The organism is Pseudomonas sp. LBUM1657, from assembly GCF_059716075.1.
The window spans coordinates 4,935,180-4,960,103 of the sequence record NZ_CP166799.1 but is presented as its reverse complement, the minus strand read 5'-3'; the positions used below and the strand labels follow the sequence as shown (position 1 = coordinate 4,960,103).

Annotated in this window: 19 protein-coding genes, 3 tRNA genes and 1 riboswitch; of the genes, 17 read left to right on the top strand and 5 right to left on the bottom strand. The window is 58.7% G+C overall.

The window, feature by feature from the left end; translation table 11 throughout:
* The first annotated feature begins 8 nt into the window (after positions 1-8).
* Positions 9-989: a transcriptional regulator ArgR gene (gene argR, locus ACA055_RS22860; RefSeq protein ID WP_497680699.1), complete on the top strand. Its 981-nt coding sequence runs from the start codon at positions 9-11 to the stop codon at positions 987-989.
* Here the strand turns inward: argR and ACA055_RS22855 are convergent, their stop codons facing one another.
* A complete protein-coding gene (locus tag ACA055_RS22855; protein WP_497680698.1) occupies positions 990-5,834 on the bottom strand; it encodes a dermonecrotic toxin domain-containing protein in 4,845 nt (1,614 codons plus the stop codon). It abuts the gene before it with no gap.
* Positions 5,835-6,127: 293 nt separating this feature from the next.
* On the opposite strand from ACA055_RS22855, the gene ACA055_RS22850 reads away from it, so the two are divergent.
* The 7 genes from ACA055_RS22850 (at position 6,128) to astE (ending at position 14,001) form a co-directional block, all read left to right on the top strand.
* The gene (locus ACA055_RS22850; RefSeq protein ID WP_497680697.1) at positions 6,128-7,348 is read left to right on the top strand and encodes an aspartate aminotransferase family protein; all 1,221 of its coding nucleotides are present in this window, start codon (positions 6,128-6,130) and stop codon (positions 7,346-7,348) included.
* A 225-nt stretch (positions 7,349-7,573) separates the two neighbouring features.
* Positions 7,574-8,593 carry an arginine/ornithine succinyltransferase subunit alpha gene (gene aruF / locus ACA055_RS22845; RefSeq protein WP_497680696.1) on the top strand — a complete coding sequence of 340 codons (1,020 nt, stop codon included), beginning with the start codon at positions 7,574-7,576 and terminating at the stop codon, positions 8,591-8,593.
* Positions 8,594-8,662: 69 nt separating this feature from the next.
* Positions 8,663-9,688 (top strand): arginine N-succinyltransferase, encoded by a 1,026-nt coding sequence (astA, locus tag ACA055_RS22840; protein WP_497680695.1) that lies wholly within the window; start codon positions 8,663-8,665, stop codon positions 9,686-9,688.
* Positions 9,685-11,154, top strand: coding sequence for a succinylglutamate-semialdehyde dehydrogenase (gene astD, locus ACA055_RS22835; RefSeq protein WP_497684470.1), 1,470 nt, complete (start codon positions 9,685-9,687; stop codon positions 11,152-11,154). The genes astA and astD overlap by 4 nt, the downstream gene beginning before the upstream one ends.
* A 169-nt stretch (positions 11,155-11,323) precedes the next feature.
* Positions 11,324-12,670 (top strand): N-succinylarginine dihydrolase, encoded by a 1,347-nt coding sequence (gene astB, locus ACA055_RS22830; protein ID WP_497680694.1) that lies wholly within the window; start codon positions 11,324-11,326, stop codon positions 12,668-12,670.
* A 20-nt stretch (positions 12,671-12,690) separates the two neighbouring features.
* Positions 12,691-12,978: a topoisomerase II gene (locus tag ACA055_RS22825; protein ID WP_461960957.1), complete on the top strand. Its 288-nt coding sequence runs from the start codon at positions 12,691-12,693 to the stop codon at positions 12,976-12,978.
* A 12-nt stretch (positions 12,979-12,990) separates the two neighbouring features.
* Positions 12,991-14,001 carry a succinylglutamate desuccinylase gene (astE, locus tag ACA055_RS22820; protein ID WP_497680693.1) on the top strand — a complete coding sequence of 337 codons (1,011 nt, stop codon included), beginning with the start codon at positions 12,991-12,993 and terminating at the stop codon, positions 13,999-14,001.
* Positions 14,002-14,121: 120 nt separating this feature from the next.
* On the opposite strand, the gene ACA055_RS22815 is transcribed toward astE, so the two are convergent.
* Positions 14,122-14,631, bottom strand: a complete 510-nt coding sequence (locus tag ACA055_RS22815) for a 6,7-dimethyl-8-ribityllumazine synthase (RefSeq protein WP_140676536.1) — start codon at positions 14,629-14,631, stop codon at positions 14,122-14,124.
* A 102-nt stretch (positions 14,632-14,733) separates the two neighbouring features.
* Positions 14,734-14,904: riboswitch (FMN riboswitch) on the bottom strand.
* A 202-nt stretch (positions 14,905-15,106) separates the two neighbouring features.
* Between ACA055_RS22815 and ltaE the strand changes: the two genes are divergently transcribed.
* The 7 genes from ltaE to ACA055_RS22780 all read left to right on the top strand — a co-directional run bounded on the left by ltaE (position 15,107) and on the right by ACA055_RS22780 (position 21,077).
* On the top strand, positions 15,107-16,111 hold the full coding sequence (ltaE, locus tag ACA055_RS22810; protein WP_497680692.1) for a low-specificity L-threonine aldolase: 1,005 nt from the start codon (positions 15,107-15,109) through the stop codon (positions 16,109-16,111).
* Positions 16,112-16,257: 146 nt separating this feature from the next.
* Entirely contained in the window at positions 16,258-18,882 is a 2,625-nt protein-coding gene (alaS, locus tag ACA055_RS22805) for an alanine--tRNA ligase (protein ID WP_497680691.1), read from the top strand.
* A gap of 91 nt (positions 18,883-18,973) precedes the next feature.
* On the top strand, positions 18,974-20,215 hold the full coding sequence (locus ACA055_RS22800; RefSeq protein WP_497680690.1) for an aspartate kinase: 1,242 nt from the start codon (positions 18,974-18,976) through the stop codon (positions 20,213-20,215).
* Between the two features lie 187 nt (positions 20,216-20,402).
* Entirely contained in the window at positions 20,403-20,591 is a 189-nt protein-coding gene (gene csrA, locus ACA055_RS22795) for a carbon storage regulator CsrA (protein WP_002554426.1), read from the top strand.
* 62 nt (positions 20,592-20,653) lie between these two features.
* Positions 20,654-20,744: transfer RNA gene (locus tag ACA055_RS22790), tRNA-Ser, on the top strand.
* A gap of 108 nt (positions 20,745-20,852) precedes the next feature.
* Positions 20,853-20,929, top strand: a tRNA-Arg gene (locus tag ACA055_RS22785).
* A gap of 71 nt (positions 20,930-21,000) precedes the next feature.
* A tRNA-Arg gene (locus tag ACA055_RS22780) sits at positions 21,001-21,077 on the top strand.
* A 40-nt stretch (positions 21,078-21,117) separates the two neighbouring features.
* On the opposite strand, the gene ACA055_RS22775 is transcribed toward ACA055_RS22780, so the two are convergent.
* Positions 21,118-21,615: a cell envelope protein SmpA gene (locus tag ACA055_RS22775; protein WP_497680689.1), complete on the bottom strand. Its 498-nt coding sequence runs from the start codon at positions 21,613-21,615 to the stop codon at positions 21,118-21,120.
* A 319-nt stretch (positions 21,616-21,934) separates the two neighbouring features.
* Here ACA055_RS22775 and mgtE point away from each other — a divergent pair, with 319 nt between their 5' ends.
* Positions 21,935-23,377, top strand: coding sequence for a magnesium transporter (gene mgtE / locus ACA055_RS22770; RefSeq protein ID WP_497680688.1), 1,443 nt, complete (start codon positions 21,935-21,937; stop codon positions 23,375-23,377).
* 103 nt (positions 23,378-23,480) lie between these two features.
* Here mgtE and ACA055_RS22765 read toward each other — a convergent pair whose 3' ends face one another.
* Complete coding sequence (locus tag ACA055_RS22765) at positions 23,481-23,807, bottom strand: Arc family DNA-binding protein (RefSeq protein WP_003178899.1); 327 nt, start codon at positions 23,805-23,807, stop codon at positions 23,481-23,483.
* A 386-nt stretch (positions 23,808-24,193) separates the two neighbouring features.
* Here ACA055_RS22765 and phnN point away from each other — a divergent pair, with 386 nt between their 5' ends.
* The gene (phnN, locus tag ACA055_RS22760) at positions 24,194-24,766 is read left to right on the top strand and encodes a phosphonate metabolism protein/1,5-bisphosphokinase (PRPP-forming) PhnN (protein ID WP_497680687.1); all 573 of its coding nucleotides are present in this window, start codon (positions 24,194-24,196) and stop codon (positions 24,764-24,766) included.
* Here phnN and ACA055_RS22755 read toward each other — a convergent pair.
* Positions 24,741-24,920 carry a PA3371 family protein gene (locus ACA055_RS22755; protein ID WP_497680686.1) on the bottom strand — a complete coding sequence of 60 codons (180 nt, stop codon included), beginning with the start codon at positions 24,918-24,920 and terminating at the stop codon, positions 24,741-24,743. The two genes, phnN and ACA055_RS22755, sit on opposite strands and share 26 nt — an antisense overlap.
* Between the last annotated feature and the right edge of the window lie 4 nt (positions 24,921-24,924).

Below are 24,924 nucleotides of genomic sequence, written 5' to 3'. Positions count from 1 at the left end.
TGCCCGCCATGACTGCCCATCGAATTGGTTTCCTGATTTGGCCCAGCACTAAAGCACTGACGCTTGCGCTGGCTGAGGAGGCCTTGCGTGTTGCCCAGCGTGTGCATCCAGACGTCGTCTACGAACTGTCGTTCTTGCAAGCCGAGCCGCCGGCCGAAGGCGCCTGGCAATTGCCGGGTGAGCCGTGGGCGGGCAAGCTCGAAAACTTCCAAAAACTATTCCTGCTCGCCGATGAGCCGCCGACCACCCTCGCGCCGGCACTCAGCAGTGCGCTCAAACAATTGGTGCGCGCCGGCTGCGTGATCGGTGGTTTGTCTGCCGGTGTTTACCCGTTGGCCCAGTTGGGTTTGCTCGACGGTTATCGCGCTGCCGTGCATTGGCGCTGGCAGGACGATTTCACCGAGCGCTTCCCGAAAGTCATCGCGACCAGTCACCTGTTCGACTGGGACCGCGATCGCTTGACCGCTTGCGGCGGCATGTCGGTACTCGATCTGTTGCTGGCGGTGCTGGCCCGTGACCACGGTGCGGAACTGGCCGGTGCGGTCTCGGAAGAACTGGTGGTCGAGCGCATCCGCGAAGGTGGCGAGCGACAACGCATCCCGTTGCAGAACCGTCTCGGCTCAAGCCATCCGAAGCTCACCCAGGCGGTGTTGCTGATGGAAGCCAACATCGAAGAGCCGCTCACTACCGACGAAATCGCCCAGCATGTGTGCGTGTCCCGTCGTCAACTGGAACGCATCTTCAAGCAGTACCTCAACCGTGTGCCGAGCCAGTACTACCTGGAACTGCGCCTGAACAAGGCTCGGCAGATGTTGATGCAAACCAGCAAGTCGATTATTCAGATCGGCCTGTCCTGTGGCTTCTCCTCGGGGCCGCATTTCTCCAGCGCCTACCGCAACTTCTTCGGCGCCACGCCGCGGGAAGATCGTAACCAGCGGCGCAGCAGCAGTCCGTTCGAGTTGTCGTCGGTGCCGTCCGAGCGAGGGTGATTATTCGTCGACCTCCGAGTCTCCGGAAGACGACACTTCCACCTCCGCGTGATCGACGATCGCATCGAGTCCGAAATCAACGTTGTTCAGCCTGAAGTAATCGAAGAGTCGTCGAAAGCTGTCTGCGGACAACGGATTCCCTCTCAGGTTGAGGCTTTCGCCGATTTCCATTGGCAGCTCCAGAATGTCACTGGGTATCTCAATGATCGCGTTTGCACTCAGATCTGCCACGTCCAGGAACTTGAGTTGCAGCAGGCCCACGGGAAACTCAGTGATGCCGGTATTGTTCAACAGCAGTACGGCAAGGTCGGGCATCTGGCTGACGTCGGGTGTCAGTCCCAATGGGTTGTTGCTCAGCTCCAGATAGTCAAGGTGCTCCATTTGCGCCAGCTCGAGCACGGTTTGCGCGGTCAGGCTGAGTTGACACCGGGTCAGGGCCAGCGCCTTCAGATCGCCCATCCTGAACACGGCTTCGGGTATTTCGTTCAGCTCGTATTCGCGGATGGTCAGGCTTTTGAGACGGGGGAAACACTCCAGAAAAGGCCCGACCCCTGACGTCAGTCCGGCATTACTGTGCAGATAGAGCAGCGAGACGTGGCTGAAATCGGCGCTCAGCACCGGCAGGTCGCCGGTGATGTTGATGGTCAGTGTCAGCTCATAGGTCGGCGAAAGTGTTTCGTTGAAGTCATCCAGATCGGTTTCATGGCGCCAGCAACGCTCCAGAATCCGTTTGGTTTCAATCCGGTTCAACTCATCGAGCACCCGCTCCATGGCAGTGAGAGGCTGACCAGAGGTCGGGTGATGGGTGGGAGTGTCCAGGGTCCAGACTTCCAGGGTGGTCCTCAGCGTTTCGTACTCGCCTTCCAGGCGCGTCAGCTCTGCCCGGCCGTCTTGCAGTGTGCCGGGCAGACGATAAATGCAGTCGCTGGCTTGCTCTTGATCCAGTAGCGGATAGAGTCGTTGTAGTCGTTGGATATCCGCCTGTTCGGCAAAGACACCGAGATCCTGGCCCGAGCTGGCGAAAAGGCGCTTGATGCTTTCGCGGTCGGCGGCGGAAAGCGGGTTGTCTCCCAGGTCAAAACCATTCTGCATGTTACGGGGCAGCTCGAAGAGGGCGGCGGGCAGTTCCGGAATGCGGTTGTCATTGAGCAGAGCGGTTCGCAGGTAAGGACGCGACAGCAAACCGGTGGGGAAGATGGAAATGCCGGTTTCTGCGACGTCGATGTAATCCAGATTGGGCATGTTCTCGACGCTGGGGAGTAACCCCAGCGGATTTCGATACAGATCCAGCGTTATCAGGTTGCCAAGCGCAGAGAGTGTCGCCTGGCTCTGCGGGGTGAGCGTGAGCGCGCAGTCGCTGAGAATCAGCTCTATGAGGTGTGGCCATTGGGTGATGGCGTCCGGAAGATTGCCAAGGTTGAAGTTACGCAGGGCCAGGCGATGCAGTCCGGAGAAACGCATCAAGAATCCATTCACACCCCGAGTGGCTCTATGGCCTGCCAGTGCCAGGTTGGTGACGTGAGCGAAATCGATGCTCAGCGCCGGTAGCTCGCCCAGAATCGGTCGGGAGAAAATAAAATCGATGTGCCCGGCGTCAGTCGGAGGATGAGTGGTTTGTCGACGCCAGCAATCGAGTAGCTGGTTCATGAACTGTCTGCGATTCTGCTGTTGAGCGGTGAGTTGGGCCGCACTGATTTCGACGTCGGTATCCGGAATAAACGGCGGAATGTCGCGGGCCCATTGTTGCAGTTCATTAGTGAGCGTTGTGTGTTCGGCGATCAGTCGCGTCAGTTCTGCGCGTGGACCACTCGGGTGCTGCTGCAGCCGTTCGACGTACGCTTGCAGTTCTTCGGCGGAGAGATGGGGAAACAGGCTCTGTGTTCGGGTTTGTAGCGTCGGCGTCCTGTTCGGCATGCGCCGATAGCCTTCGGAGCCACCCAGCAGGCGCATCACTGACGGGTCGTAAGTCGGCTTGAAGATGGGGTGATGCGATAGCAGTACGCGCAACTCGTTGCGCTTCAAGGCATGTTCGCGGATCGATTGTTTGAGTTTTTCACCCTCGCCGATATTGATCTTCAGCGCGGTACGCTCAAGGTCGGGGAATGCTTGCAGCATGCTGGCATACAGATCGCTGGCGGAATTGAGTGCCTGGCCTGTCTCGTCATACGCCTGAAACGAACCCTCTTCGGTCATGACCACGACTTTGCGCAGCGGTGCATCGGACTTGCCGACGCTGTCGATCAGCTGCCCCTCATCGCTGTACAGTCGGAGTTCAATGCGCAGTTGCCCCGACCAGCCCGGCAAGCGTTCCAGTGAGTGCAGGGCCAGGCGCTGCGTGTCGAGGTTGTGGGCGGTCGACTTCAGATCAAGGCCTTCGTAGGCGCGAGTCACCCGTGTTTGCAGGCCGGCTTCACGGCTCAGATCCGCCAATCGTGCGGACACTGTTCCGCGTCCGAGTTGTTGCCGTTCCTGGACGCTCGCGGTGTCGAGCACCGCTTCTGCGAAGCTTCTCGGCAGTCCGGGTTCGGCGTTGATGAGGGTTTGAGCCAGGCCGTGCGCGCCGCGTTCGAGTTTGCGATAGCGATAGTCGAACAACGTTTCTTTTTTACGTTCGACAAGCTCCGCCAATGTGTGACGCAGTGTTCGAGTGCGGATGTCGAGACGAGTGATGGGGGCGCCGAATTCCTCGCCCATCAGGGTTTTTATTTCGCTTTCATTCAGGGCCAGGAAAAACGTTTTGAGCAGATCGCCCTCGTTCAATTGTGTGACATCGATTTGCAGGTCGGGCACCCCGCCGCCAGGGCTTTGCCAGAGGGTTTGCGCCTTTTCATCAATCAGGCGCAACACTTTTCGGTCGGGCCAGTATCCGTTTTCGTGGAGTAACTCCAACTGAGTCACGGGATCGGCGTTGAGGAAATCTTCCGGCCGGTCGCTGTTCATCTGATCGATAAAGGTTTGAATGTCCTGATCGATCATGAACCGTTTGAGGGTGTCGGCGAGCAATGGTGGCAGGGGTTCGGCATCCACGGACATCTTGTGTAGCGCGTTTTCATGGTCGCCACTGATCTCGAGCATTCGCTCTCGTTCGGTGGCGGAAAACCGCTGCATGTCAGCACGGCTACGGCGCAACAGCGTCGCCTGACTCCATTCCAGCGGTTGGTCCAGCCCGGTCTGCCACGCGCTTTCGCCGTCGTGGTTCAGCACGGGTTTCCAGTAACGGGTTTCGTCATTCGGCGTCTTGATCGGTTGGAAACGGTCAATGAACTCAACGATTTCTCGCGGCAGGACTGCTCGAAATTCCCCTACGGCAATGGCGCCTCCTACCGCGAAGATGCCCAGCTGTACCGCAGACTGAACCGTCGTCATGAAATGCTCGAGCGCTTCAGTCGTCTGGCCCTCTGCCCATTCGACGATGCCTTCGAAGGTTTCGTCGAGCAATTGGTACGCCACGTACGCCAGCATGACTTCGCCGAGTAGCGGCACGAACGGCAGGGCGATAAAGGCTGCGGCGTTAAGCAGCGCCTGGGCGATTTCTGCGAAAGAATCCCATAGCGCCCATCGGGCTTTCTGGTCGACCAAGGCAGTAGAGACTGCGATGACCCGTGCATCGTTGAGGATCTTGTCCAGTTTGCGCTGGTAGAGATGAACCCACAGTTCGCCCTGGATCGGCGTTGCTACCATTTGCAGGGTGGGGCGCTGATCCGGGTTTTCTCTCCAAGTGGGGCGCGGATCGCCGGTTCGCACCGGTTGCCAGGTGATGGGGCTGAGGCGGTTGTTCAACTGAGCGAAGAAGTGTCCACGATCCTGATGATCGATAAAGCGACTGAAAAACTGTTGATAGTCAGGGCTGCGCAAGCGCTGGCTCAGGTCCTGAGCGAATGCGCCGGTCGAGGAATACTCCTTGATCGGGTGTTCGGGGTCGTCGGGAATGTAGGCCACGACCCGAACCGTTTCGTGCGAGCGTTCCAGGTTCGGGGCAAACAGCACGATCCCGGTCAGGCTGGCGTTCATAATCGTCATTTCATGACAGACCCATGCCTGGTCGCGCAGACGTAGGTGTTGTACACCGTCGAGCAATCCGAGGATCAGGCCATGGGTGTCGTCACTGAGTGTGTTTTGCAGGTGCGCCATGTGCAGCGCTGTGGTGAGTGCCGCTTTCTGGCTGTTGCGAACCTTGGATTGCAGGACCGCCGTCGCCACCGGGTTGTGAATGCCCAGATTGTCTTCGAGGTGTTTTTTGTAGCGCTCGCCAATGTCCAGTTCCCGGCACAGTAAGGTGAACGCCGTGATGGGCATTTTTGTCAGCACCTCCTGCAGTACGTCGAATGGCCCCGACGGAGGGGCGCTGATATAGGTGGAAGCGGGATCAAAGGCTGCCTCTTCGGTCTCGCTGCTTTCGAAGTTGTGCAGCGCGGCATCCAGCAATGACACCGTCCAGATGCGTGCGGCCCCCGACTTCAGTCGCAGCCAGGGAATATGGGCAGGGATATAAAGACGCAGAAAGGTCTTGCGGACATCCAGGTCCAGGTCAAAGCGTTCCTTAAGAGCGGCATGAAGCAGCGGTTCAGCGAATGCGCTGGCATTCTGCAAGTGAGCCAAGGCCCGATCGACACGGTTTTGCGCCATCCAGTGCCGGGCGTTTAGCTCGCGCAACCTGGCGTGCTCACTGCGTTGGGCTTCCTTCAGGGCGTCCGGAAGGCGGGGAATGGTCCTTTTCAGGGCCTCGCGCTTTTGCGCGGATGCCTGAGTCAGCCACGGTGGAATCGCGCTCATCAGGTGCTGATAGTGAGCGTCCTGTCTGAAGGATGCAGCGCTGGTGTCGGGTTGTTCGGTATCGATGCTCATGGGAAGGCCGTTAACTTTGATAGGCCCACAGCAAAACCCACGATCGCCTTCAGTGTGCGGTACATAATTACCGCCAGGGTCAGGCTGTCTTGAACTAGCCTGCCGCAAACGCACGCCGCCAGTTAAACTGCGCCTTTGCGACCCTATATGTCGCATTGCCGTAAACCCGGCTGAAACCGGGGTTTGCGCTATAAGAAGTTGTCGCTTGGCGGCAAGGCCGGGCTGAAAACTGTCCTTACAATCCCCCCATCGCTCGCCAGTTTCAGGCGAGCGTTCCTCTTCAGGAGACTCCGATGTCCGTTGAGCACGCTGCGGTACAACGCGCAGATTTCGACCAGGTAATGGTTCCCAACTACGCGCCTGCCGCTTTCATTCCAGTGCGTGGCGCCGGTTCCCGCGTCTGGGATCAGTCTGGCCGCGAGCTGATCGACTTCGCCGGCGGGATTGCCGTCAACGTATTGGGCCACGCGCACCCGGCGCTGGTCAGTGCGCTGACCGAGCAAGCGAACAAGCTGTGGCACGTGTCCAACGTGTTCACCAATGAGCCGGCCTTGCGCCTGGCCCATAAGCTGATCGACGCCACGTTTGCCGAGCGCGCGTTCTTCTGCAACTCCGGCGCCGAAGCCAACGAGGCCGCGTTCAAGCTGGCCCGTCGCGTCGGCTTCGATCGGTTTGGCAGCGAGAAGTACGAGATCATCGCAGCGCTCAACAGCTTCCACGGCCGTACCCTGTTCACCGTCAACGTCGGTGGCCAGTCGAAGTACTCCGATGGCTTTGGTCCGAAGATCACCGGCATCACCCACGTCCCGTACAACGACCTGGCCGCGTTGAAAGCCGCCATTTCCGACAAGACCTGTGCTGTGGTGCTGGAACCGATCCAGGGCGAGAGCGGTGTTATCCCGGCCGAACTCGAATACCTGCAAGGCGCCCGTGATCTGTGCACCGCGAACAACGCGCTGTTGATTTTCGACGAAGTGCAAACCGGCATGGGCCGCAGCGGCAAGCTGTTCGCCTACCAGCATTACGGCGTGATCCCGGACATCCTGACCAGTGCCAAGAGCCTGGGCGGTGGTTTCCCGATCGCGGCAATGCTGACCACCGAAGACCTGGCCAAACACCTGGTCGTCGGCACTCACGGCACCACGTATGGCGGCAACCCGCTGGCGTGTGCTGTCGCCGAAGCCGTGATCGACGTGGTCAACACCCCTGAAGTGCTGGCCGGCGTTAACGCCAAGCACGACAAGTTCAAGGCTCGCCTGGAGCAGATCGGCGAGAAGTACGGCCTGTTCACCCAGGTTCGTGGCATGGGCTTGTTGATTGGTTGCGTGCTGAACGACGCCTGGAAAGGCAAGGCCAAGGACATCTTCAACGCCGCTGAAAAAGAAGGCCTGATGATTCTGCAAGCCGGCCCGGACGTGGTTCGTTTCGCGCCAAGCCTGGTGGTTGAAGACGCCGATATCGATGCCGGCCTGGACCGTTTCGAACGCGCCGCTGCAAAACTGACCCAAGCCTGACAGGCACTTCGACGCCTGAGTGTTCAGGCGTCGATCCAAATTTTTATGCCGGGCCAGAATCAATGTGGGAGCGGGCTTGCTCGCGAAGGCGGTAGGTCAGACAGCAACAATGTCGACTGATACGCCGCCTTCGCGAGCACGCCCGCTCCCACAGTTGGCTCTGAGTAGTTTCAGGGCCGGCCCGGCTATTTTCCCCTAAGAGTTTTACGAGAAAGGAGTGACACCATGCTGGTGATGCGCCCCGCGCAAATGGCTGATCTGGGCGAGGTACAGCGTCTGGCTGCGGACAGCCCGATTGGTGTCACTTCCTTGCCGGATGACGTTGAACGCCTGAGCGACAAGATCGCAGCAAGCGAAGCCTCGTTCGCTGCCGAAGTCAGCTTCAACGGTGAAGAAAGCTATTTCTTCGTTCTCGAAGACTCCGCCACCGGCAAACTGGTGGGCTGCTCGGCGATCGTGGCGTCGGCCGGTTATTCCGAGCCGTTCTACAGCTTTCGAAATGAAACCTTCGTGCACGCCTCCCGTGAGTTGAAGATTCATAACAAGATCCACGTGCTCTCCCAGTGTCACGACCTGACCGGCAACAGCCTGCTGACCAGTTTTTACGTGCTGCCGGAGCTGGTGGGTTCGCCATGGTCGGAGCTCAACTCCCGTGGTCGCTTGCTGTTTGTGGCCAGTCATCCGGAGCGTTTTGCCGATTCCGTCGTGACCGAAATCGTCGGTTACAGCGATGAAAATGGCGACTCGCCGTTCTGGGATGCCATCGGTCGCAATTTCTTCGACCTCAACTACGCCGAAGCCGAGCGTCTGTGCGGCCTGAAGAGCCGGACGTTCCTCGCCGAACTGATGCCGCATTACCCGATCTACGTGCCGCTGCTACCGGACACCGCACAAGAAGCGATGGGTCAGGTGCACCCCCGGGCGCAGATCACCTTCGACATCCTGATGCGCGAAGGCTTCGAGACCGATCACTACATCGATATTTTCGACGGCGGCCCGACCTTGCACGCCCGCGTCTCGGGAATCCGTTCGATCGCCCAGAGCCGTCTGGTCCCGGTGAAAATCGGTGAACCGGTCAAAGGCGCCGGTCGTCAGTACCTGGTGGCCAACGCCCAGTTGCAGGATTACCGCGCGGTTTTGCTCGAGCTCGATTACGCGCCGGGCAAACCGGTGACCCTGGATCTTGAAGCAGCCGAAGCCCTGGGCGTCGGTGAAGGTGCCAGCGTGCGCCTGGTGGCGGTTTGACGCCTGCTGTACTACTTAGAAAGCAGCGAGTTTCACGGGTGGCGCAAGCGGCCCGTTTGAGGAGATAGCATGATCGTTCGTCCCGTACGCAGCAGCGATTTACCCGCTCTGATCGACCTGGCCCGCAGCACCGGCACTGGCTTGACCACTTTGCCGGCCAACGAAGAACGTCTGGCCCATCGGGTCGGCTGGGCCGAGAAGACTTTCCGCGGCGAAGCCGGGCGGGGCGATGCAGACTATCTGTTCGTGCTCGAAGACGATGACGGCCGCGTGGTGGGGATTTCCGCCATCGCCGGCGCCGTCGGCCTGCGTGAGCCTTGGTACAACTTCCGGGTAGGCCTGACGGTCAGCGCTTCCCAGGAACTGAACATCTATCGCGAGATTCCGACGCTGTTCCTGGCCAACGACCTGACCGGCAATTCCGAGCTGTGCTCGCTGTTCCTGCACGCCGATTACCGCAGTGGCCTCAATGGCCGCATGTTGGCCAAGGCGCGGATGCTGTTCATCGCCGAATTCCCGCAGCTGTTCGGCAACAAGATTATTGCCGAGATGCGCGGCATGTCCGACGCCGCTGGCCGTTCGCCGTTCTGGGAAAGCCTGGGTCGGCACTTCTTCAAAATGGAATTCAGCCAGGCCGATTACCTGACCGGCGTGGGCAACAAGGCGTTCATCGCCGAACTGATGCCGAAATTCCCGTTGTACACCTGCTTCCTCTCGGAAGATGCGCGCAACGTGATCGGCCAGGTTCACCCGGACACCGAGCCGGCGCTGTCCATGCTCAAGAGCGAAGGTTTCAGTTATCAAGGCTACGTCGACATTTTCGACGCAGGCCCTGCGGTGGAATGTGAAACCGGCAAGATCCGCGCGGTCCGCGACAGCCAGGCACTGGTGCTGGCCATCGGCACGCCGGGTGACGACGCCACGCCTTTCCTTATTCACAACCGCAAGCGCGAAGACTGTCGGATCACTGCCGCTCCCGCACGCTTCGCCGCCGGCACGCTGGTAGTCGATCCGCTGACCGCCAAACGTCTTCAACTCAACGCCGGCGATCAAGTGCGCGCCGTTCCGTTGTCTGCTGCTCGGGAGTCGAAATAATGAATTCGCTATACATCGCAGGTGAATGGCTGTCCGGCCAGGGTGAAGCTTTTCAATCGCTGAACCCGGTGACCCAGCAGGTGCTGTGGGCCGGCGAAGGCGCCACTGCCGCTCAGGTTGAATCGGCCGTGCAAGCCGCGCGTCAGGCGTTCCCGGGCTGGGCCCGTCGTACCCTGGAAGAACGCATCACTGTGCTGGAGGCGTTTGCCGCCGCGCTGAAGAGCAACACTGACGAACTGGCTCGCACCATTGGTGAGGAAACCGGTAAACCCCTGTGGGAAGCGGCGACCGAAGTGACCAGCATGGTCAACAAGATTGCGATCTCGGTGCAGAGCTACCGCGAACGTACCGGCGAGAAGAGCGGCCCGCTGGGCGACGCCACCGCCGTGCTGCGTCACAAGCCCCATGGCGTGGTGGCGGTGTTCGGTCCTTATAACTTCCCTGGCCACTTGCCGAACGGTCACATCGTGCCGGCGTTGCTGGCCGGTAACAGCGTGCTGTTCAAGCCAAGCGAATTGACCCCGAAAGTCGCCGAGCTGACGGTCAAGTGCTGGATCGAAGCCGGCCTGCCGGCAGGTGTGTTGAACCTGCTGCAAGGCGCTCGCGAAACCGGCATCGCCCTGGCGGCGAACCCGGGCATCGACGGCCTGTTCTTCACCGGTTCGAGCCGCACCGGCAATCACCTGCATCAACAGTTTGCCGGTCGTCCGGACAAGATCCTCGCGTTGGAAATGGGTGGTAACAACCCGTTGGTCGTCGATCAGGTCGCCGACCTCGATGCCGCCGTTTACACCATCATCCAGTCGGCATTCATCTCTGCCGGTCAGCGTTGCACCTGTGCCCGCCGCTTGCTGGTGCCGCAAGGCGCCTGGGGTGACACGTTGCTGGCGCGTCTGGTGGCGGTCAGTTCGACCATCGAAGTCGGTGCATTCGACCAGCAACCAGCGCCATTCATGGGTTCGGTGATTTCCTTGGGCGCGGCGAAAGCGCTGATGGATGCGCAGGAACATTTGCTGGCCAACGGCGCCGTAGCGTTGCTGGAAATGACTCAGCCGCAGGCGCAAGCCGCATTGCTGACCCCAGGCATTCTGGATGTCACCGCAGTGGCTGATCGCCCGGACGAAGAGCTGTTCGGTCCACTGCTGCAAGTGATCCGCTACGCTGATTTTGAAGCAGCGATCGCTGAAGCCAACGACACCGACTATGGCCTGGCGGCCGGTCTGCTGTCGGACTCCGAAGCGCGTTATCAGCAGTTCTGGCTGGAAAGCCGCGCCGGTATCGTCAACTGGAACAAGCAGCTGACCGGTGCGGCGAGCACCGCACCCTTCGGCGGTGTCGGCGCCTCGGGCAACCATCGCGCCAGCGCCTACTACGCGGCGGATTACTGCGCGTACCCGGTGGCTTCGCTGGAAACGCCGAGCCTGGTGATGCCTGCGACCCTTACGCCAGGCGTGAAAATGGCGTAACGCCCAATCGCGGGCAAGCCCGCTCCCACAGGATTTGCGTCGGACACAAAGTGTGTGAACACCTCCGAACCTGTGGGAGCCGGGCTTGCCCGCGATGGCCGCGACTCGGTCGCACTGAACAGTTAGTTACTGATGCCTATAACAAACAGATTCTCGTGGAGCCTCGCTGATGAAATCCTATGAAGTCAATTTTGACGGTCTAGTGGGGCCGACCCATAACTACGGCGGTCTGTCCTACGGCAACGTCGCGTCCCAGAGCAACAGCCAGCAGTCTTCGAACCCGAAGGAAGCGGCGCTGCAAGGCCTGGCGAAAATGAAGTCGCTGATGGAAATGGGCTTTCAGCAGGGCGTTCTGGCGCCACAAGAGCGCCCGGACGTAGCAGCCCTGCGTCGCTTGGGTTTCAGCGGCACCGACGCCCAGGTGATCGAGCAAGCCGCCAAAGACGCGATGCCGTTGCTGGTGGCCAGTTGCTCGGCGTCGAGCATGTGGGTGGCCAACGCCGCCACGGTCAGCCCGAGCGCCGACACCGCGGATGGCCGCGTGCATTTCACCGCTGCCAACCTCAACTGCAAATATCACCGCAGCATTGAGCACCCGACCACCAGCCGCGTGCTGGGCGCGATGTTCGCTGATCAAAAGCACTTCGCTCACCACGCCGCATTGCCGGCCGTGGCGCAGTTCGGTGACGAAGGCGCGGCCAACCACACGCGTTTCTGCCGTGAATACGGCGAAGCCGGCGTTGAGTTCTTTGTGTTCGGTCGCAGCGCGTTCGACACCCGCTACCCGTCGCCGCAGAAATACCCGGCGCGCCAGACCCTCGAAGCCTCTCAAGCCGTTGCGCGTCTGCACGGCTTGAGCGATGACGGTGTGGTTTACGGCCAGCAGAACCCTTCGGTGATCGATCAGGGTGTGTTCCACAACGACGTGATCGCAGTGGGTAACGGCGAGGTGTTGTTCTATCACGAGGACGCGTTCCTCGACACCGAGCAGATGCTTGCCGAATTGCAGAGCAAACTCGCCAAAGTCGGTGGGAAATTTCAGTCGATCTGCGTACCGCGTTCCGCGGTCACCGTGGAAGACGCTGTTCGTTCCTACCTGTTCAATAGCCAGTTGCTGTCGCGTCCTGACGGCTCCATGCTCTTGATCGTGCCGGAAGAATGCCGTGGCAACGAGCGTGTCTGGCAATACCTGCAAGGTTTGACCAGCTCTGGCGGCCTGATCCGCGAAGTGAAAGTGTTCGATCTCAAGCAAAGCATGCAGAACGGCGGTGGCCCGGCTTGCCTGAGACTTCGCGTCGCCCTCAACGAAACCGAACTGGCGGCGGTCAACCCAGGGGTTATCATGACGGCACCGTTGTACGGCACGTTGACCGAATGGGTCGACAAGCACTACCGCGACCGCATGACCGAAAACGATCTGGCGGACCCGCAATTGCTGCTTGAGTGCCGGACGGCACTGGATGAACTGACGCAAATCCTTAAACTGGGCGCGGTTTATCCATTCCAGATCAATTGAAAGTCGAGAGCGTAAAAAACATGAGCGATACCCTGCAGCTGATCCTTGAAGACACCGACGGCACGCAACTGGAAACTACCTGCACCCGCGTCGCGGTCATGTGGCAAGGCAAAGAGCTGTGGATCCAGCAGGACGGCCGCGGCCAACTGCTGATCGGCGTGGACGTCGAAGAAGGTGACGCTGAATACGCAAACCTGCTGCTGCGCCCATTGGCGACTAATCTGGTAAGTCTGCAACTGGAAATGGAACCGGCTGAAGTCGGTGACGAAGACCACGTGCACGGCCCGGATTGCGCACACGACCACTAAGGAAACTGCTCTATGCTCGCCCTCGGCAAACTGCTTGAACTGACCCTCGCCGGCCGCGAACCGGCGGAGAAGACTCAACTGACTGTCGAAGGCGTGCGTATGCGCTGGTTGAGCGAAGGTGCGCTGGAAGTCCGGCCACCTGAAGCTCGCGACAATGGCCTGGATCTGCTGCTCTCAGCCGGCATCCACGGCAACGAAACAGCACCGATCGAGTTGCTCGATCGCCTGTTGCATGACATCGCCCGCGGCGATCTGAAACCGCGTGCACGCATTCTGTTCCTGTTTGGCAACCCCGAAGCGATTCGCAAAGGCGAGCGTTTCGTCGAGCAGGACGTCAACCGGCTGTTCAACGGCCGTCACGAACAAAGCAGTGGCTCCGAAGCCCTGCGCGCTTGTGAATTGGAGCGGCTGGCGGCAAGTTTCTTCAGCCTGCCGGACCGCGGGCGCCTGCATTACGACCTGCACACGGCGATTCGTGGCTCGAAAATCGAGCAGTTCGCCCTGTACCCGTGGAAAGAAGGCCGTCAGCATTCTCGTCAGGAACTGGCTCGCTTGCGTGCCGCCGGCATGGAAGCGGTGCTGCTGCAGAACAAGCCGTCCATCGTTTTCAGCTCCTACACCTACGACAAGCTCGGTGCCGAGTCCTTCACCCTCGAACTGGGCAAGGCACGGCCATTCGGGCAGAACGACGGCGTCAACGTCGATCTGCTCGAAACCCGCCTCAAACAAATCATTGAAGGCAACGAGCCGCCCGAGACTGCAGAGGCGCTGGACGGTTTGCAGTTGTTCAGCGTGGCCCGGGAAATCATCAAGCACAGCGATAGCTTCCGCCTGAACCTGCCGGCGGACATCGAAAACTTTTCGGAGTTGGAAGTGGGTTATCTGCTGGCCGAAGACATCGCCCAGACGCGCTGGATCATCGAAGAAGAGGGCGCCCGGATCATCTTCCCGAACCCCAAGGTCAAGAACGGCCTGCGTGCGGGCATCCTGATCGTGCCGACCACCGACGAAAATCTCGCCTGACTTCAACGCATAACCAATGTGGGAGCGGGCTTGCTCGCGAAGGCAGTGTATCAGTCACCCAACGTATCGACTGACACAACGCCTTCGCGAGCAAGCCCGCTCCCACAGGTTTTTCGGTGTTTAGACGGCTACCGCGCGGTGTTCACTGCGACGCAACGCACGCATCTTGTGCAGCGTATCCGCGCAGGTCTTCGCCGCTTCCTGGCCCTTGTGCACGAAATGCTCGAAGAAGAACTTCTGATGTTCTTCGCCGGCATGGAAGTGGTGCGGGGTTAGGACCACCGAGAACACCGGCACTTCGGTTTCCAGCTGAACCTGCATCAGGCCGCTGATCACCGACTGGGCGACGAATTCATGACGGTAGATCCCGCCATCGACCACCAGGCCTGCGGCAACGATGCCGGCATAACGACCGGACTTGGCCAGCAGCTTGGCGTGCAACGGTATTTCAAAGGCGCCGCCGACTTCGAAGAAATCGATTTCCGACTCCTGATAACCCTGAGCAATCATTTCAGCGACAAAGCCTTTACGGCTCTGATCGACGATTTCCTTGTGCCAGCAGGCCTGAATGAACGCAACGCGCTCGCCCTGATGGTTTTTGCTTTTGCTATCGATTGCGGTGGGTTGCATGTTCTGACTCCTGTTTATGAAAAAAACAGGGCATATGAATCGAATGGGATTTAAGGGTACGCACGCTCGCACGAATGCCCGCGGACGGCCCTTTGGCGCCAATCCCGTTCTCTCTTCATCCGGACTATGACCGTCGGCCCCGGGATCACACCGGGTCTGCTGACCTTGTCGCCATTCACAGCCATTGCCGTGCTGTCGCCAAGCGCTCGCGGGCTATGCGCATTGCGCGCAATTACCGCCGGTGGGGAGTTGCACCCCGCCCTGAGAACGTTTTGCCGCCAGATTGAATTGATTGGCGGCGCAGCGTTTTTAACACATATTCCTCACCTGTGCATTGCTGCTATCTGATGATTGCTATCGACTTTTTCGTTGGCTTAAGAAGCCTTTTCCTACCACAAGGGTTGATTATTCGTCGGCATGACCGCAGTAATTCCTTTCTGAAAGGGATTTCCCCCTGTTTACCGAGGCCAGATTCATGAGCGTTATCGATCTTCGCAGCGACACCGTCACCCAACCGACCCAAGGGATGCTCGACGCGATGGCCAGCGCGGCCACCGGTGACGACGTGTATGGCGAAGATCCGACGGTCAATCGCCTGGAAGCCGAACTGGCAAAACGCCTGGGTTTTGCGGCAGCGCTGTTTGTTCCGACGGGCACCATGAGCAATCTGCTGGGCCTGATGGCCCATTGCGAGCGCGGTGACGAGTACATCGTCGGCCAGCAGGCCCACACGTATAAGTACGAAGGTGGCGGCGCGGCAGTGCTCGGCTCGATCCAGCCGCAGCCGCTGGAAGTGCAGGCCGATGGCTCGCTGGATCTGGCGCAGGTCGCCGCCGCGATCAAACCGGATGATTTCCACTTCGCCCGCACCCGTTTGCTGGCGCTGGAAAACACCATGCAGGGCAAGGTCCTGCCGCTGGAGTATCTGGCCCAAGCTCGAAGTTTCACTCGTGAACACGGTTTGGCTCTGCATCTGGACGGTGCTCGGCTGTACAACGCAGCGGTCAAGCTCGGCGTCGATGCACGGGAAATCACCCAGTACTTCGATTCCGTTTCGGTCTGCCTGTCCAAAGGCCTGGGCGCACCGATCGGTTCGGTGCTGTGCGGCTCGGCGGAGTTGATCGGCAAGGCGCGACGCCTGCGCAAGATGGTCGGCGGCGGCATGCGTCAGGCCGGGATTCTCGCGGCGGCAGGTTTGTATGCCCTGGATAACCAAGTTCAACGCCTGGCCGAGGACCACGCGAATGCCCAATTGCTCGCTGAAGGCCTGCGAGCAGCGGGTTATGAGGTCGAGCCGGTGCAGACCAACATGGTTTACGTACAGATGGGCGACAAAGCCGAAGCAATCAAAACCTTCGCCGCCGAGCACGGCATCAAGCTCAGTGCTGCCGCACGTCTGCGAATGGTCACTCACATGGACGTCAGCCGGGCGCAAATCGAGCAGGTCGTCGCGACATTCGTCGAGTTTTCGCGCAACTGACCGCGTTACCGGTCCAATTGACTGTTTCTATCGTATAAACACGCTGTACCCCGCGCGCAGGGCCGATATAATGCGGCCCTTTGCCGTCGCTTCGTCTGTTGACGTTTCGCACAGGCCTTTGGCCGCAGCCTCCGTGGAAGAACCTAATGAAAAGCGCAGAAATCCGTGAAGCCTTCCTTCGCTTCTTCGAAGAGCAAGGCCACACCCGTGTAGCCTCCAGCTCTTTGATTCCGGGCAACGACCCAACCCTGCTGTTCACTAACGCGGGGATGAACCAGTTCAAGGACTGCTTCCTGGGCCAGGAAAAGCGCGCGTACACCCGCGCCGTCAGCAGCCAGAAATGCGTGCGCGCCGGCGGCAAGCACAACGACCTGGAAAACGTCGGTTATACCGCCCGTCACCACACCTTCTTCGAAATGCTGGGTAACTTCAGCTTTGGTGATTACTTTAAGCGTGACGCGATCACCTACGCCTGGAACTTCCTGACCTCCGACAAGTGGCTGAACCTGCCGGAAGAAAAGCTCTGGGTCACCGTCTACGCCAGCGATGACGAAGCCTACGACATCTGGACCAAGGAAATCGGCGTTCCGGCCGAGCGCATGGTTCGTATCGGCGACAACAAAGGCGCGCCGTACGCGTCCGATAACTTCTGGACCATGGGCGATACCGGCCCGTGCGGTCCTTGCACCGAGATTTTCTACGATCACGGCGCCGACATCTGGGGTGGCCCACCGGGCTCGCCGGAAGAAGACGGCGACCGTTACATCGAAATCTGGAACAACGTGTTCATGCAGTTCAACCGCACCGCCGATGGCGTGTTGCACCCGTTGCCAGCGCCGTCGGTTGACACCGGCATGGGCTTGGAGCGGATCAGTGCCGTGCTGCAGCACGTTCACTCGAACTATGAAATCGACTTGTTCCAGAGCCTGTTGATCGCTTCGGCCAAGGCTATCGGTTGCACCAATGACGACCAGGCTTCCCTGAAAGTCGTCGCCGACCACATCCGTTCCTGCGGCTTCCTGATTGCCGATGGCGTGCTGCCATCCAACGAAGGTCGCGGCTACGTGCTGCGTCGGATCATTCGTCGTGCTTGCCGTCACGGTAACAAGCTGGGCGCCAAGGGCAGCTTCTTCTACCAGATCGTTGCGGCCCTGGTCGCCGAGATGGGCGAAGCCTTCCCGGAACTGAAATCCCAGCAGGCGCACATCGAGCGCGTGCTGAAAGCTGAAGAAGAGCAGTTCTCCAAGACCCTGGAGCACGGTCTGAAAATCCTCGAGCAGGATCTGGCTGAGCTCAAAGGCGACGTGGTGCCGGGCGATGTAGTGTTCAAACTCTACGACACCTACGGCTTCCCGATGGACCTGACCGGCGACATCGCTCGTGAGCGCAGCTTGACCATCGACGAAGAAGGCTTCGAGCGCGAAATGGAAGCCCAGCGCGTCCGTGCCCGTTCCGCCAGCTCCTTCGGCATGGACTACAACAGCCTGGTCAAGGTTGATGTGGCCACCGAATTCACCGGTTACAAAGCCACCACCGGTTCGGCAAAAGTCGTTGGCCTCTATAAAGACGGCCAAGCGGTTGACGTCTTGAGCGAAGGTGAGGAAGGCGTGGTTGTTCTCGATCAGACGCCTTTCTACGCTGAATCCGGCGGTCAGATTGGTGATTGTGGTTATCTGCAATCGAGCAGCGGCCGTTTCGACGTGCGCGACACCACCAAGACCGGTGGTGCTTTCCTGCATCACGGCGTTTTGGCGTCGGGCAGCTTGACCATCGCTTCGCCCGTGGAAACCCACGTTGAAGCCGATGTGCGTCACGCCACCTCGCTGAACCATTCGGCGACTCACTTGCTGCACGCCGCGTTGCGTAAAGTGCTGGGTGATCACGTCCAGCAGAAAGGTTCGTTGGTCGACAGTCAGCGCTTGCGCTTCGACTTCAGCCACTTCGAAGCCATCAAGCCTGAGCAGTTGAAGGCGCTGGAAGACATCGTCAACGCCGAGATTCGCAAGAACTCCGCGGTTGAAACCGAAGAAACCGACATCGAAACCGCCAAGCAAAAAGGCGCCATGGCGCTGTTTGGCGAGAAATACGGCGACAGCGTGCGCGTGCTGAGCATGGGCGGTGATTTCTCCGTCGAGCTGTGCGGCGGTATCCACGCCAACCGTACCGGCGACATCGGCCTGCTGAAAATCATCAGCGAAGGCGGTGTGGCCTCCGGCGTGCGTCGTATCGAAGCGGTCACCGGTGCTGCGGCGCTGGCATACTTGAACGCTGCCGAAGAACAACTCAAGGAAGCGGCCAACCTGGTCAAGGGCAGCCGCGACAACCTGATCGACAAGCTGTCGGCTGTGCTGGAGCGCAACCGTCTGCTGGAGAAGCAACTCGAACAGTTGCAGGCCAAGGCGGCCAGCGCGGCGGGCGACGATCTGTCGGCTTCGGCGCTGGATGTCAAAGGCGTGAAAGTTTTGGCCGTGCGTCTGGACGGTCAGGACGGCAAGGCACTGCTGGCGCTGGTCGATCAACTGAAAAACAAACTCGGCCGCGCAGTGATCCTGCTCGGCAGTGTCCATGAGGAAAAGGTCGTTCTGGTTGCAGGCGTAACCAAAGACCTGACTGGCCAACTCAAAGCCGGTGATTTGATGAAGCAAGCCGCTGCGGCAGTGGGCGGGAAGGGCGGTGGTCGTCCGGACATGGCGCAGGGCGGTGGTACTGACGCTGGCGCACTGGATGCTGCATTGGCCCTGACTGTTCCATTTGTAGAGCAGGGTTTATAAGGCAGCGTGTCCGGCCCGCAGTCTAGTGGTGGGCCGGAATGCTGTTTGAGTGATTATTTGGGCGCCCTTCATGGGCAGAGGCGGCTTTGAAATGGCTTTGATCGTACAGAAATTTGGAGGCACCTCAGTCGGCACTGTCGAGAGAATCGAGCAGGTCGCCGACAAGGTTAAGAAATTCCGCGAGGCGGGCGATGACCTGGTGGTCGTGCTGTCTGCAATGAGCGGCGAAACCAACCGTCTGATCGATCTGGCCAAGAAAATCAGTGGCGACGGCCAACCGGTTCCCCGTGAGCTGGATGTGATCGTCTCCACCGGTGAGCAGGTGACGATTGCACTGTTGGCCATGGCGCTGATCAAGCGCGGCGTGCCAGCGGTGTCCTACACCGGCAATCAGGTGCGGATTCTGACGGACAGCGCGCACAATAAAGCGCGTATCTTGCAGATTGATGACCAGAAGATTCGTGGTGATCTGAAGGCCGGTCGTGTGGTTGTGGTCGCCGGTTTCCAGGGCGTCGACGAGCACGGCAACATCACCACCCTCGGTCGTGGCGGTTCCGACACCACCGGCGTGGCGCTGGCGGCAGCCTTGAAGGCTGACGAGTGCCAGATCTACACCGACGTCGACGGTGTCTACACCACCGACCCGCGTGTGGTGTCCGTGGCTCAGCGCCTGGACAAGATTACCTTCGAAGAGATGCTGGAAATGGCCAGCCTCGGTTCCAAGGTGTTGCAGATCCGTGCGGTGGAATTCGCCGGCAAGTACAACGTTCCGCTGCGCGTACTGCACAGCTTCAAGGAGGGTCCGGGCACCCTCATTACTATTGATGAAGAGGAAACCATGGAACAGCCGATCATTTCCGGCATCGCTTTCAATCGCGATGAAGCCAAGCTGACCATCCGTGGCGTGCCAGACATCCCGGGCGTCGCGTTCAAGATTCTCGGCCCGATCAGTGCCGCGAACATCGAAGTCGACATGATCGTGCAGAACGTTGCGCACGATAACACCACCGACTTCACCTTCACCGTGCACCGCAATGACTTCCAGGCGGCGCAAACCGTGCTGGAAAACACTGCTCGCGAAATCGGTGCTCGTGAAGTCGTTGGTGACATCAAAATCGCCAAGGTCTCGATCGTCGGTGTCGGCATGCGTTCCCACGCAGGCGTGGCCAGCCGCATGTTCGAATCCCTGGCCAAGGAAAGCATCAACATCCAGATGATCTCGACGTCGGAAATCAAAGTTTCCGTAGTGATCGAAGAGAAGTATCTGGAACTGGCTGTGCGCGCTCTGCACACGGCTTTCGAACTGGACGCACCGGCCCGCACAGGCGAGTGATGCGTTTACCGAAGGGCGCGGTCTGACCGCGCCCTTTTGTTTTTTTGAATGGCGTGACCCGAGGCTGTTCTTTTGCTCGCGCTAGTCAATACTCAGGCATGTAGGGCTGCGATCGCTCCGGTTGTAGGTCGAGTGCCTTTTTTTTGCAGACTGTTGTCCCTGAAATGAAATGCGTGAGGAGAAAGGTATGCTGATTCTGACTCGTCGGTGCGCAGAAAGCCTGATTATTGGTGATGGCGAAATCACCGTGACCGTGCTCGGCGTCAAAGGAAATCAAGTGCGTATCGGTGTCAACGCCCCGAAAGAGGTTGCGGTCCACCGTGAGGAAATTTACCTGCGTATAAAGAAAGAGAAGGACGAAGAACCAAGCCATTAATTTTTATCGTTTTTTATGTTTGCAAACGGGGAAGAAGCTGGTTAATATACGCCCCGTGTTGCGGAGAGCTGGCCGAGTGGCCGAAGGCGCTCCCCTGCTAAGGGAGTACACCTCAAAAGGGTGTCGGGGGTTCGAATCCCCCGTTCTCCGCCATTATTTGCGTAGTACGTTGTAATCTGGCTTCTTCGGTAAGTTGTTGAAATTACTAGAAAAAAGCGCTTTACAAAACGATTAGACGGCCTATAATGCGCGGCAACAAATGCACTCGTAGCTCAGCTGGATAGAGTACTCGGCTACGAACCGAGCGGTCACAGGTTCGAATCCTGTCGAGTGCACCATTTAAGAGTTGTTTGCAGTAATGTGAATGACTTGGCTTCAACCAGTTGTGATCTGGTATAAAAACACAAATGCACTCGTAGCTCAGCTGGATAGAGTACTCGGCTACGAACCGAGCGGTCACAGGTTCGAATCCTGTCGAGTGCACCAAACACCAAAAAGCCCGCGTTTTACGCGGGCTTTTTGCCGTCTAGGATTTGGCTTTTCCTTTAGTGCATCCCCTCTCATCAAACTCGACGTGTGCACTGCGACCTCGCTTGAGGTCGTAACGGTAGCTCGTGGCTGAATTCCTGATACTGATCTTGTCTGGCTTACCGAGTGCGCTTTCAACGTCCTGCTGACTCATGCCGGCGACAACCCGCTGATTGATGATGGCTTCACGGCGCTCCCTGGCATTGATCAGGTTCCCGCATTTGTCCTCCTGCTGGCCGACGACAGTGGGATCTCTCCTTTTGTTTTTCATACCTGATGTTTCTCGAATGTCCGCTTCCGGCATCAGCGCAGTCGTGCTGCCAGGTGTGAAGGTGCGCACATCTTGCAGCGAAAGGCTTTCTCCGACCGCACAGCTCAATGTCGTGAAGGTTATGCGCCCGTTGGCCGCCTCGCAGCGGTGAACGGTTGTAGCAGGCGCACAGAGCGGCGTGCAGAGCAGGGCGAGCAGCAAAAAACAATGTGCAATCAATCGCATCAAACGTCCTCCATGACGGTCCAACTCAGGGTAGCCGCTACATTTTTCGACGACGGTGTGTTTTCTTTTCAGGATGAGTCGTCGCATTTTGATGGATCAGGACCGCGCTCATGTTTGTCTCGCAAGCGCTTGTTTCAGCCGCGATTTTTTAACGTTTAAAACCGCCGGGCGGTGTATCATTGCGCCCGTCAGCCCCGCCGGGGCTTGTGGAATACCTCCATGGACTTACCCAGTAGTTACTCAGTAAACCGTTTTTCCAATCATGAATTGACTGATTGATCCTTCCGGCGTGCCCCGCTGCTGGGAGTGGAGTTCGCCTATGTCTGAAGTTGAAGTAAAGAAAACGCAAGAAAGCTTGCAGGACCGCCTCGCTCAAGTCGTTGAGCTGCTGCAGCGCCAGCGAGTGGTCGAAGACCTGACTCATCGCCAGGAAGGTCCGCATCACGACCGGGTCGAGAACCTGGTTCACCGGCAAAATCTCGTCGAGCTGCAACGCAAGCTCGATGATCTGCACTCTGCCGACGTCGCCTACATTCTTGAAGCCTTGCCGCTGGATGATCGTCTGACGCTCTGGCAACTGGTCAAGGCTGATCGCGACGGCGACATTCTGCTCGAAGTATCCGACTCGGTTCGTGAAACCCTGATCGCCGACATGGACGATCACGAGCTCCTGGCTGCGGCCAAGGACATGGATGCCGACGAACTGGCTGACCTGGCCTCCGAGCTGCCGCGAGACGTCGTCCACGAGCTGATGGAAACCCTCGATGGTCAACAGCGTGAGCGCGTCCGCTCCGCGTTGTCCTATGACGAGGAGCAGGTCGGTGCGCTGATGGACTTCGAGATGGTGACGATCCGCGAGGATGTCAGTCTGGAAGTGGTTTTGCGTTACCTGCGTCGCCTGAAGGAATTACCGGGCCACACGGACAAACTGTTCGTGGTCGATTACGACGGCGTGCTCAAGGGCGTGTTGCCGATCAAGCGTTTGCTGGTCAACGACCCGGACAAGCAGGTTTCTGAAGTCATGGCCAGCGACCCGGTGAGTTTTCACCCGGACGAAGACGCCTACGATGCCGCTCAGGCGTTCGAGCGTTATGACTTGATCTCGGCGCCTGTGGTCGACAAGAACGGCAAGTTGATCGGCCGTCTGACCATCGATGAAATGGTCGACCTGATTCGTGAAGAGAGCGAAAACGAAGTTCTCAACATGGCGGGTCTGCGCGAAGAAGAAGACATTTTCGCGTCAGTCTGGAAATCCTTGCGTAACCGCTGGGCCTGGCTGGCGGTGAACCTGATTACCGCGTTCATTGCATCGCGGGTAATCGGTCTGTTCGAGGGCTCCATCGAGAAGCTGGTGGCGCTCGCGGCGTTGATGCCGATCGTGGCCGGTATCGGTGGCAATTCGGGCAACCAGACCATCACCATGATCGTTCGGGCCATGGCGCTGGACCAGGTCAGCACCGGCAATACCTCGCGCCTGATGCGCAAGGAGTTGGCCGTAGGTCTGATCAATGGTTTGGTGTGGGGTGGTGTAATCGGCGTCGTTGCCTATCTGCTGTACGGCAGTTGGTCCCTTGGGGTGGTGATGACCGCGGCCATGACGCTCAACCTGCTCCTTGCCGCGTTGATGGGGGTGTTGATTCCCATGACCCTGGCCCGCCTGGGGCGAGATCCGGCCATGGGTGCCAGCGTGATGATCACCGCCATGACCGACAGTGGTGGCTTCTTCATCTTCCTTGGATTGGCGACGATCTTCCTGCTCTGACTTTCCTGCTTTTAATGAACCCGCCAATCGGCGGGTTTTTTTTCGCCCGAATTTCAGGCAAAAAAAAGCCAGCGATTATGCTGGCTTGTACTTTCGGGATGAATCAGGAAGCGTCTGCGGCCATTTCGGCATCATGCGCAATCAGTGAAACAAGAGCGTTCTGCTGACGATGGGAGAGTTGGCGGAAGCGTTGCAGCAGTTCACGTTCGTGCAATGACAGCTCCGGGCTGTCCAGGCGCATGCTCAATTCTTCGCCCAGCGCACCTTCCTGAATAAGACTCTGCTCAAGGCGCGCGATGATTTCGGAGTTCATGCTGCGATGATGATTGCGAGCCACCTCGGCAATGCGTTCACGCATTCCGTCTGGCAGACGTACGACGAACTTGTCAGCCGTACGGCTGGAATAAATTGCCTGTTTCAATGGGCGCATATATTTAACCGGTTAGTTCAGGGGAGCGGTTCTCGGGATTGGCCGCAGGATGTCTGATAGGACAAGCGCTCTGGCCAAATGTTCAACCTGAATTGATAGAGGCGCGCATCATGCCTCAAAGTAGCCAGATCATTGGCGTCAATTCTGTGACAAATATTGAGCTGGGTAAAGGCTTAATGCCAGCACCCATTATCAGAAATGCGGACTGGTTTGAAAAATTTTCCCCGGTCCGTATCACTGTCCGCGTCCTGTTGCCCGGCAGGTGATGTCCGAAGACGCCTGAAGGTGCATGCTATGCGGATTCGATCATTGTTCCTTACTTATACAGGATAGTGGCAAATGGCCGATTTACTAGTGGCAGACGTACAGTGGGGGACGAATTCAGGATGGAAGGCAGGCTGATTTTCCTGATGGGGCCGTCCGGATCCGGTAAGGACAGCCTCATCGAAGCGGCTCGAGAGCCGTTGCAGATGCTCAATTGTGAAGTGGTGCGTCGGGTTATTACGCGTTCGGCCGAGTCGGTAGGGGAGGATGCCATTGGCGTTTCCCGGGAAGAGTACGAGCAACGCAAGACCAGGGGCGATTTCGCGCTGTCCTGGCATGCCAATGATCTGGATTACGGTATTCCAAGCGAAATCAATCGATGGCTCAAGGAAGGTCGTCACGTCTTGGTCAATGGCTCACGTGGCCATCTGGCAGAAGCGCTGCGCCTCTATCCGACGTTGGTGCCGGTGCTGTTGACGGTCAAGAATGATGTCCTGCGCGAGCGCTTGCTGCGGCGTGGTCGCGAGAGTCTCGCGGAGATTGAAGCAAGGCTGCGCCGCAATGGGCTATTCATGGCGCAGGATTCGATCGGGGATGTGTACATCCATCGACTCGACAACTCCGGCGAACTCGTTGACACGGTCGCCAATCTGCTTGAGTTGCTGAAGGTCAACGGAGTATCGGGTCGAACTTGAACTTGCGCCCGGCGATCAGCGCCAGCACGAACAACGTGCCGAATACGCCGCAGGCAATCAAGGGGACAGTGAGCAGCGTGTCCTGGACCACTGACAAATGAAGAATGCCGCTCAGTAAGGCGAGGATGAAAAATCCAGCGGCTGATTTGGACATGCTG

Excerpts from the sequence above, each read along its gene's own strand:
- astB (WP_497680694.1), top strand. The coding sequence starts at position 11,324 with ATGAAATCCTATGAAGTCAATTTTGACGGTCTAGTGGGGCCGACCCAT.
- ACA055_RS22775 (WP_497680689.1), bottom strand. The coding sequence starts at position 21,615 with ATGCGATTGATTGCACATTGTTTTTTGCTGCTCGCCCTGCTCTGCACG.
- ACA055_RS22815 (WP_140676536.1), bottom strand. The coding sequence starts at position 14,631 with ATGCAACCCACCGCAATCGATAGCAAAAGCAAAAACCATCAGGGCGAG.
- csrA (WP_002554426.1), top strand. The coding sequence starts at position 20,403 with ATGCTGATTCTGACTCGTCGGTGCGCAGAAAGCCTGATTATTGGTGAT.
- ACA055_RS22850 (WP_497680697.1), top strand. The coding sequence starts at position 6,128 with ATGTCCGTTGAGCACGCTGCGGTACAACGCGCAGATTTCGACCAGGTA.
- astA (WP_497680695.1), top strand. The coding sequence starts at position 8,663 with ATGATCGTTCGTCCCGTACGCAGCAGCGATTTACCCGCTCTGATCGAC.
- alaS (WP_497680691.1), top strand. The coding sequence starts at position 16,258 with ATGAAAAGCGCAGAAATCCGTGAAGCCTTCCTTCGCTTCTTCGAAGAG.
- ACA055_RS22800 (WP_497680690.1), top strand. The coding sequence starts at position 18,974 with ATGGCTTTGATCGTACAGAAATTTGGAGGCACCTCAGTCGGCACTGTC.
- ACA055_RS22825 (WP_461960957.1), top strand. The coding sequence starts at position 12,691 with ATGAGCGATACCCTGCAGCTGATCCTTGAAGACACCGACGGCACGCAA.
- astE (WP_497680693.1), top strand. The coding sequence starts at position 12,991 with ATGCTCGCCCTCGGCAAACTGCTTGAACTGACCCTCGCCGGCCGCGAA.
- mgtE (WP_497680688.1), top strand. The coding sequence starts at position 21,935 with ATGTCTGAAGTTGAAGTAAAGAAAACGCAAGAAAGCTTGCAGGACCGC.
- ACA055_RS22855 (WP_497680698.1), bottom strand. The coding sequence starts at position 5,834 with ATGAGCATCGATACCGAACAACCCGACACCAGCGCTGCATCCTTCAGA.
- phnN (WP_497680687.1), top strand. The coding sequence starts at position 24,194 with ATGGAAGGCAGGCTGATTTTCCTGATGGGGCCGTCCGGATCCGGTAAG.
- ACA055_RS22765 (WP_003178899.1), bottom strand. The coding sequence starts at position 23,807 with ATGCGCCCATTGAAACAGGCAATTTATTCCAGCCGTACGGCTGACAAG.
- ltaE (WP_497680692.1), top strand. The coding sequence starts at position 15,107 with ATGAGCGTTATCGATCTTCGCAGCGACACCGTCACCCAACCGACCCAA.
- ACA055_RS22755 (WP_497680686.1), bottom strand. The coding sequence starts at position 24,920 with ATGTCCAAATCAGCCGCTGGATTTTTCATCCTCGCCTTACTGAGCGGC.
- argR (WP_497680699.1), top strand. The coding sequence starts at position 9 with ATGACTGCCCATCGAATTGGTTTCCTGATTTGGCCCAGCACTAAAGCA.
- aruF (WP_497680696.1), top strand. The coding sequence starts at position 7,574 with ATGCTGGTGATGCGCCCCGCGCAAATGGCTGATCTGGGCGAGGTACAG.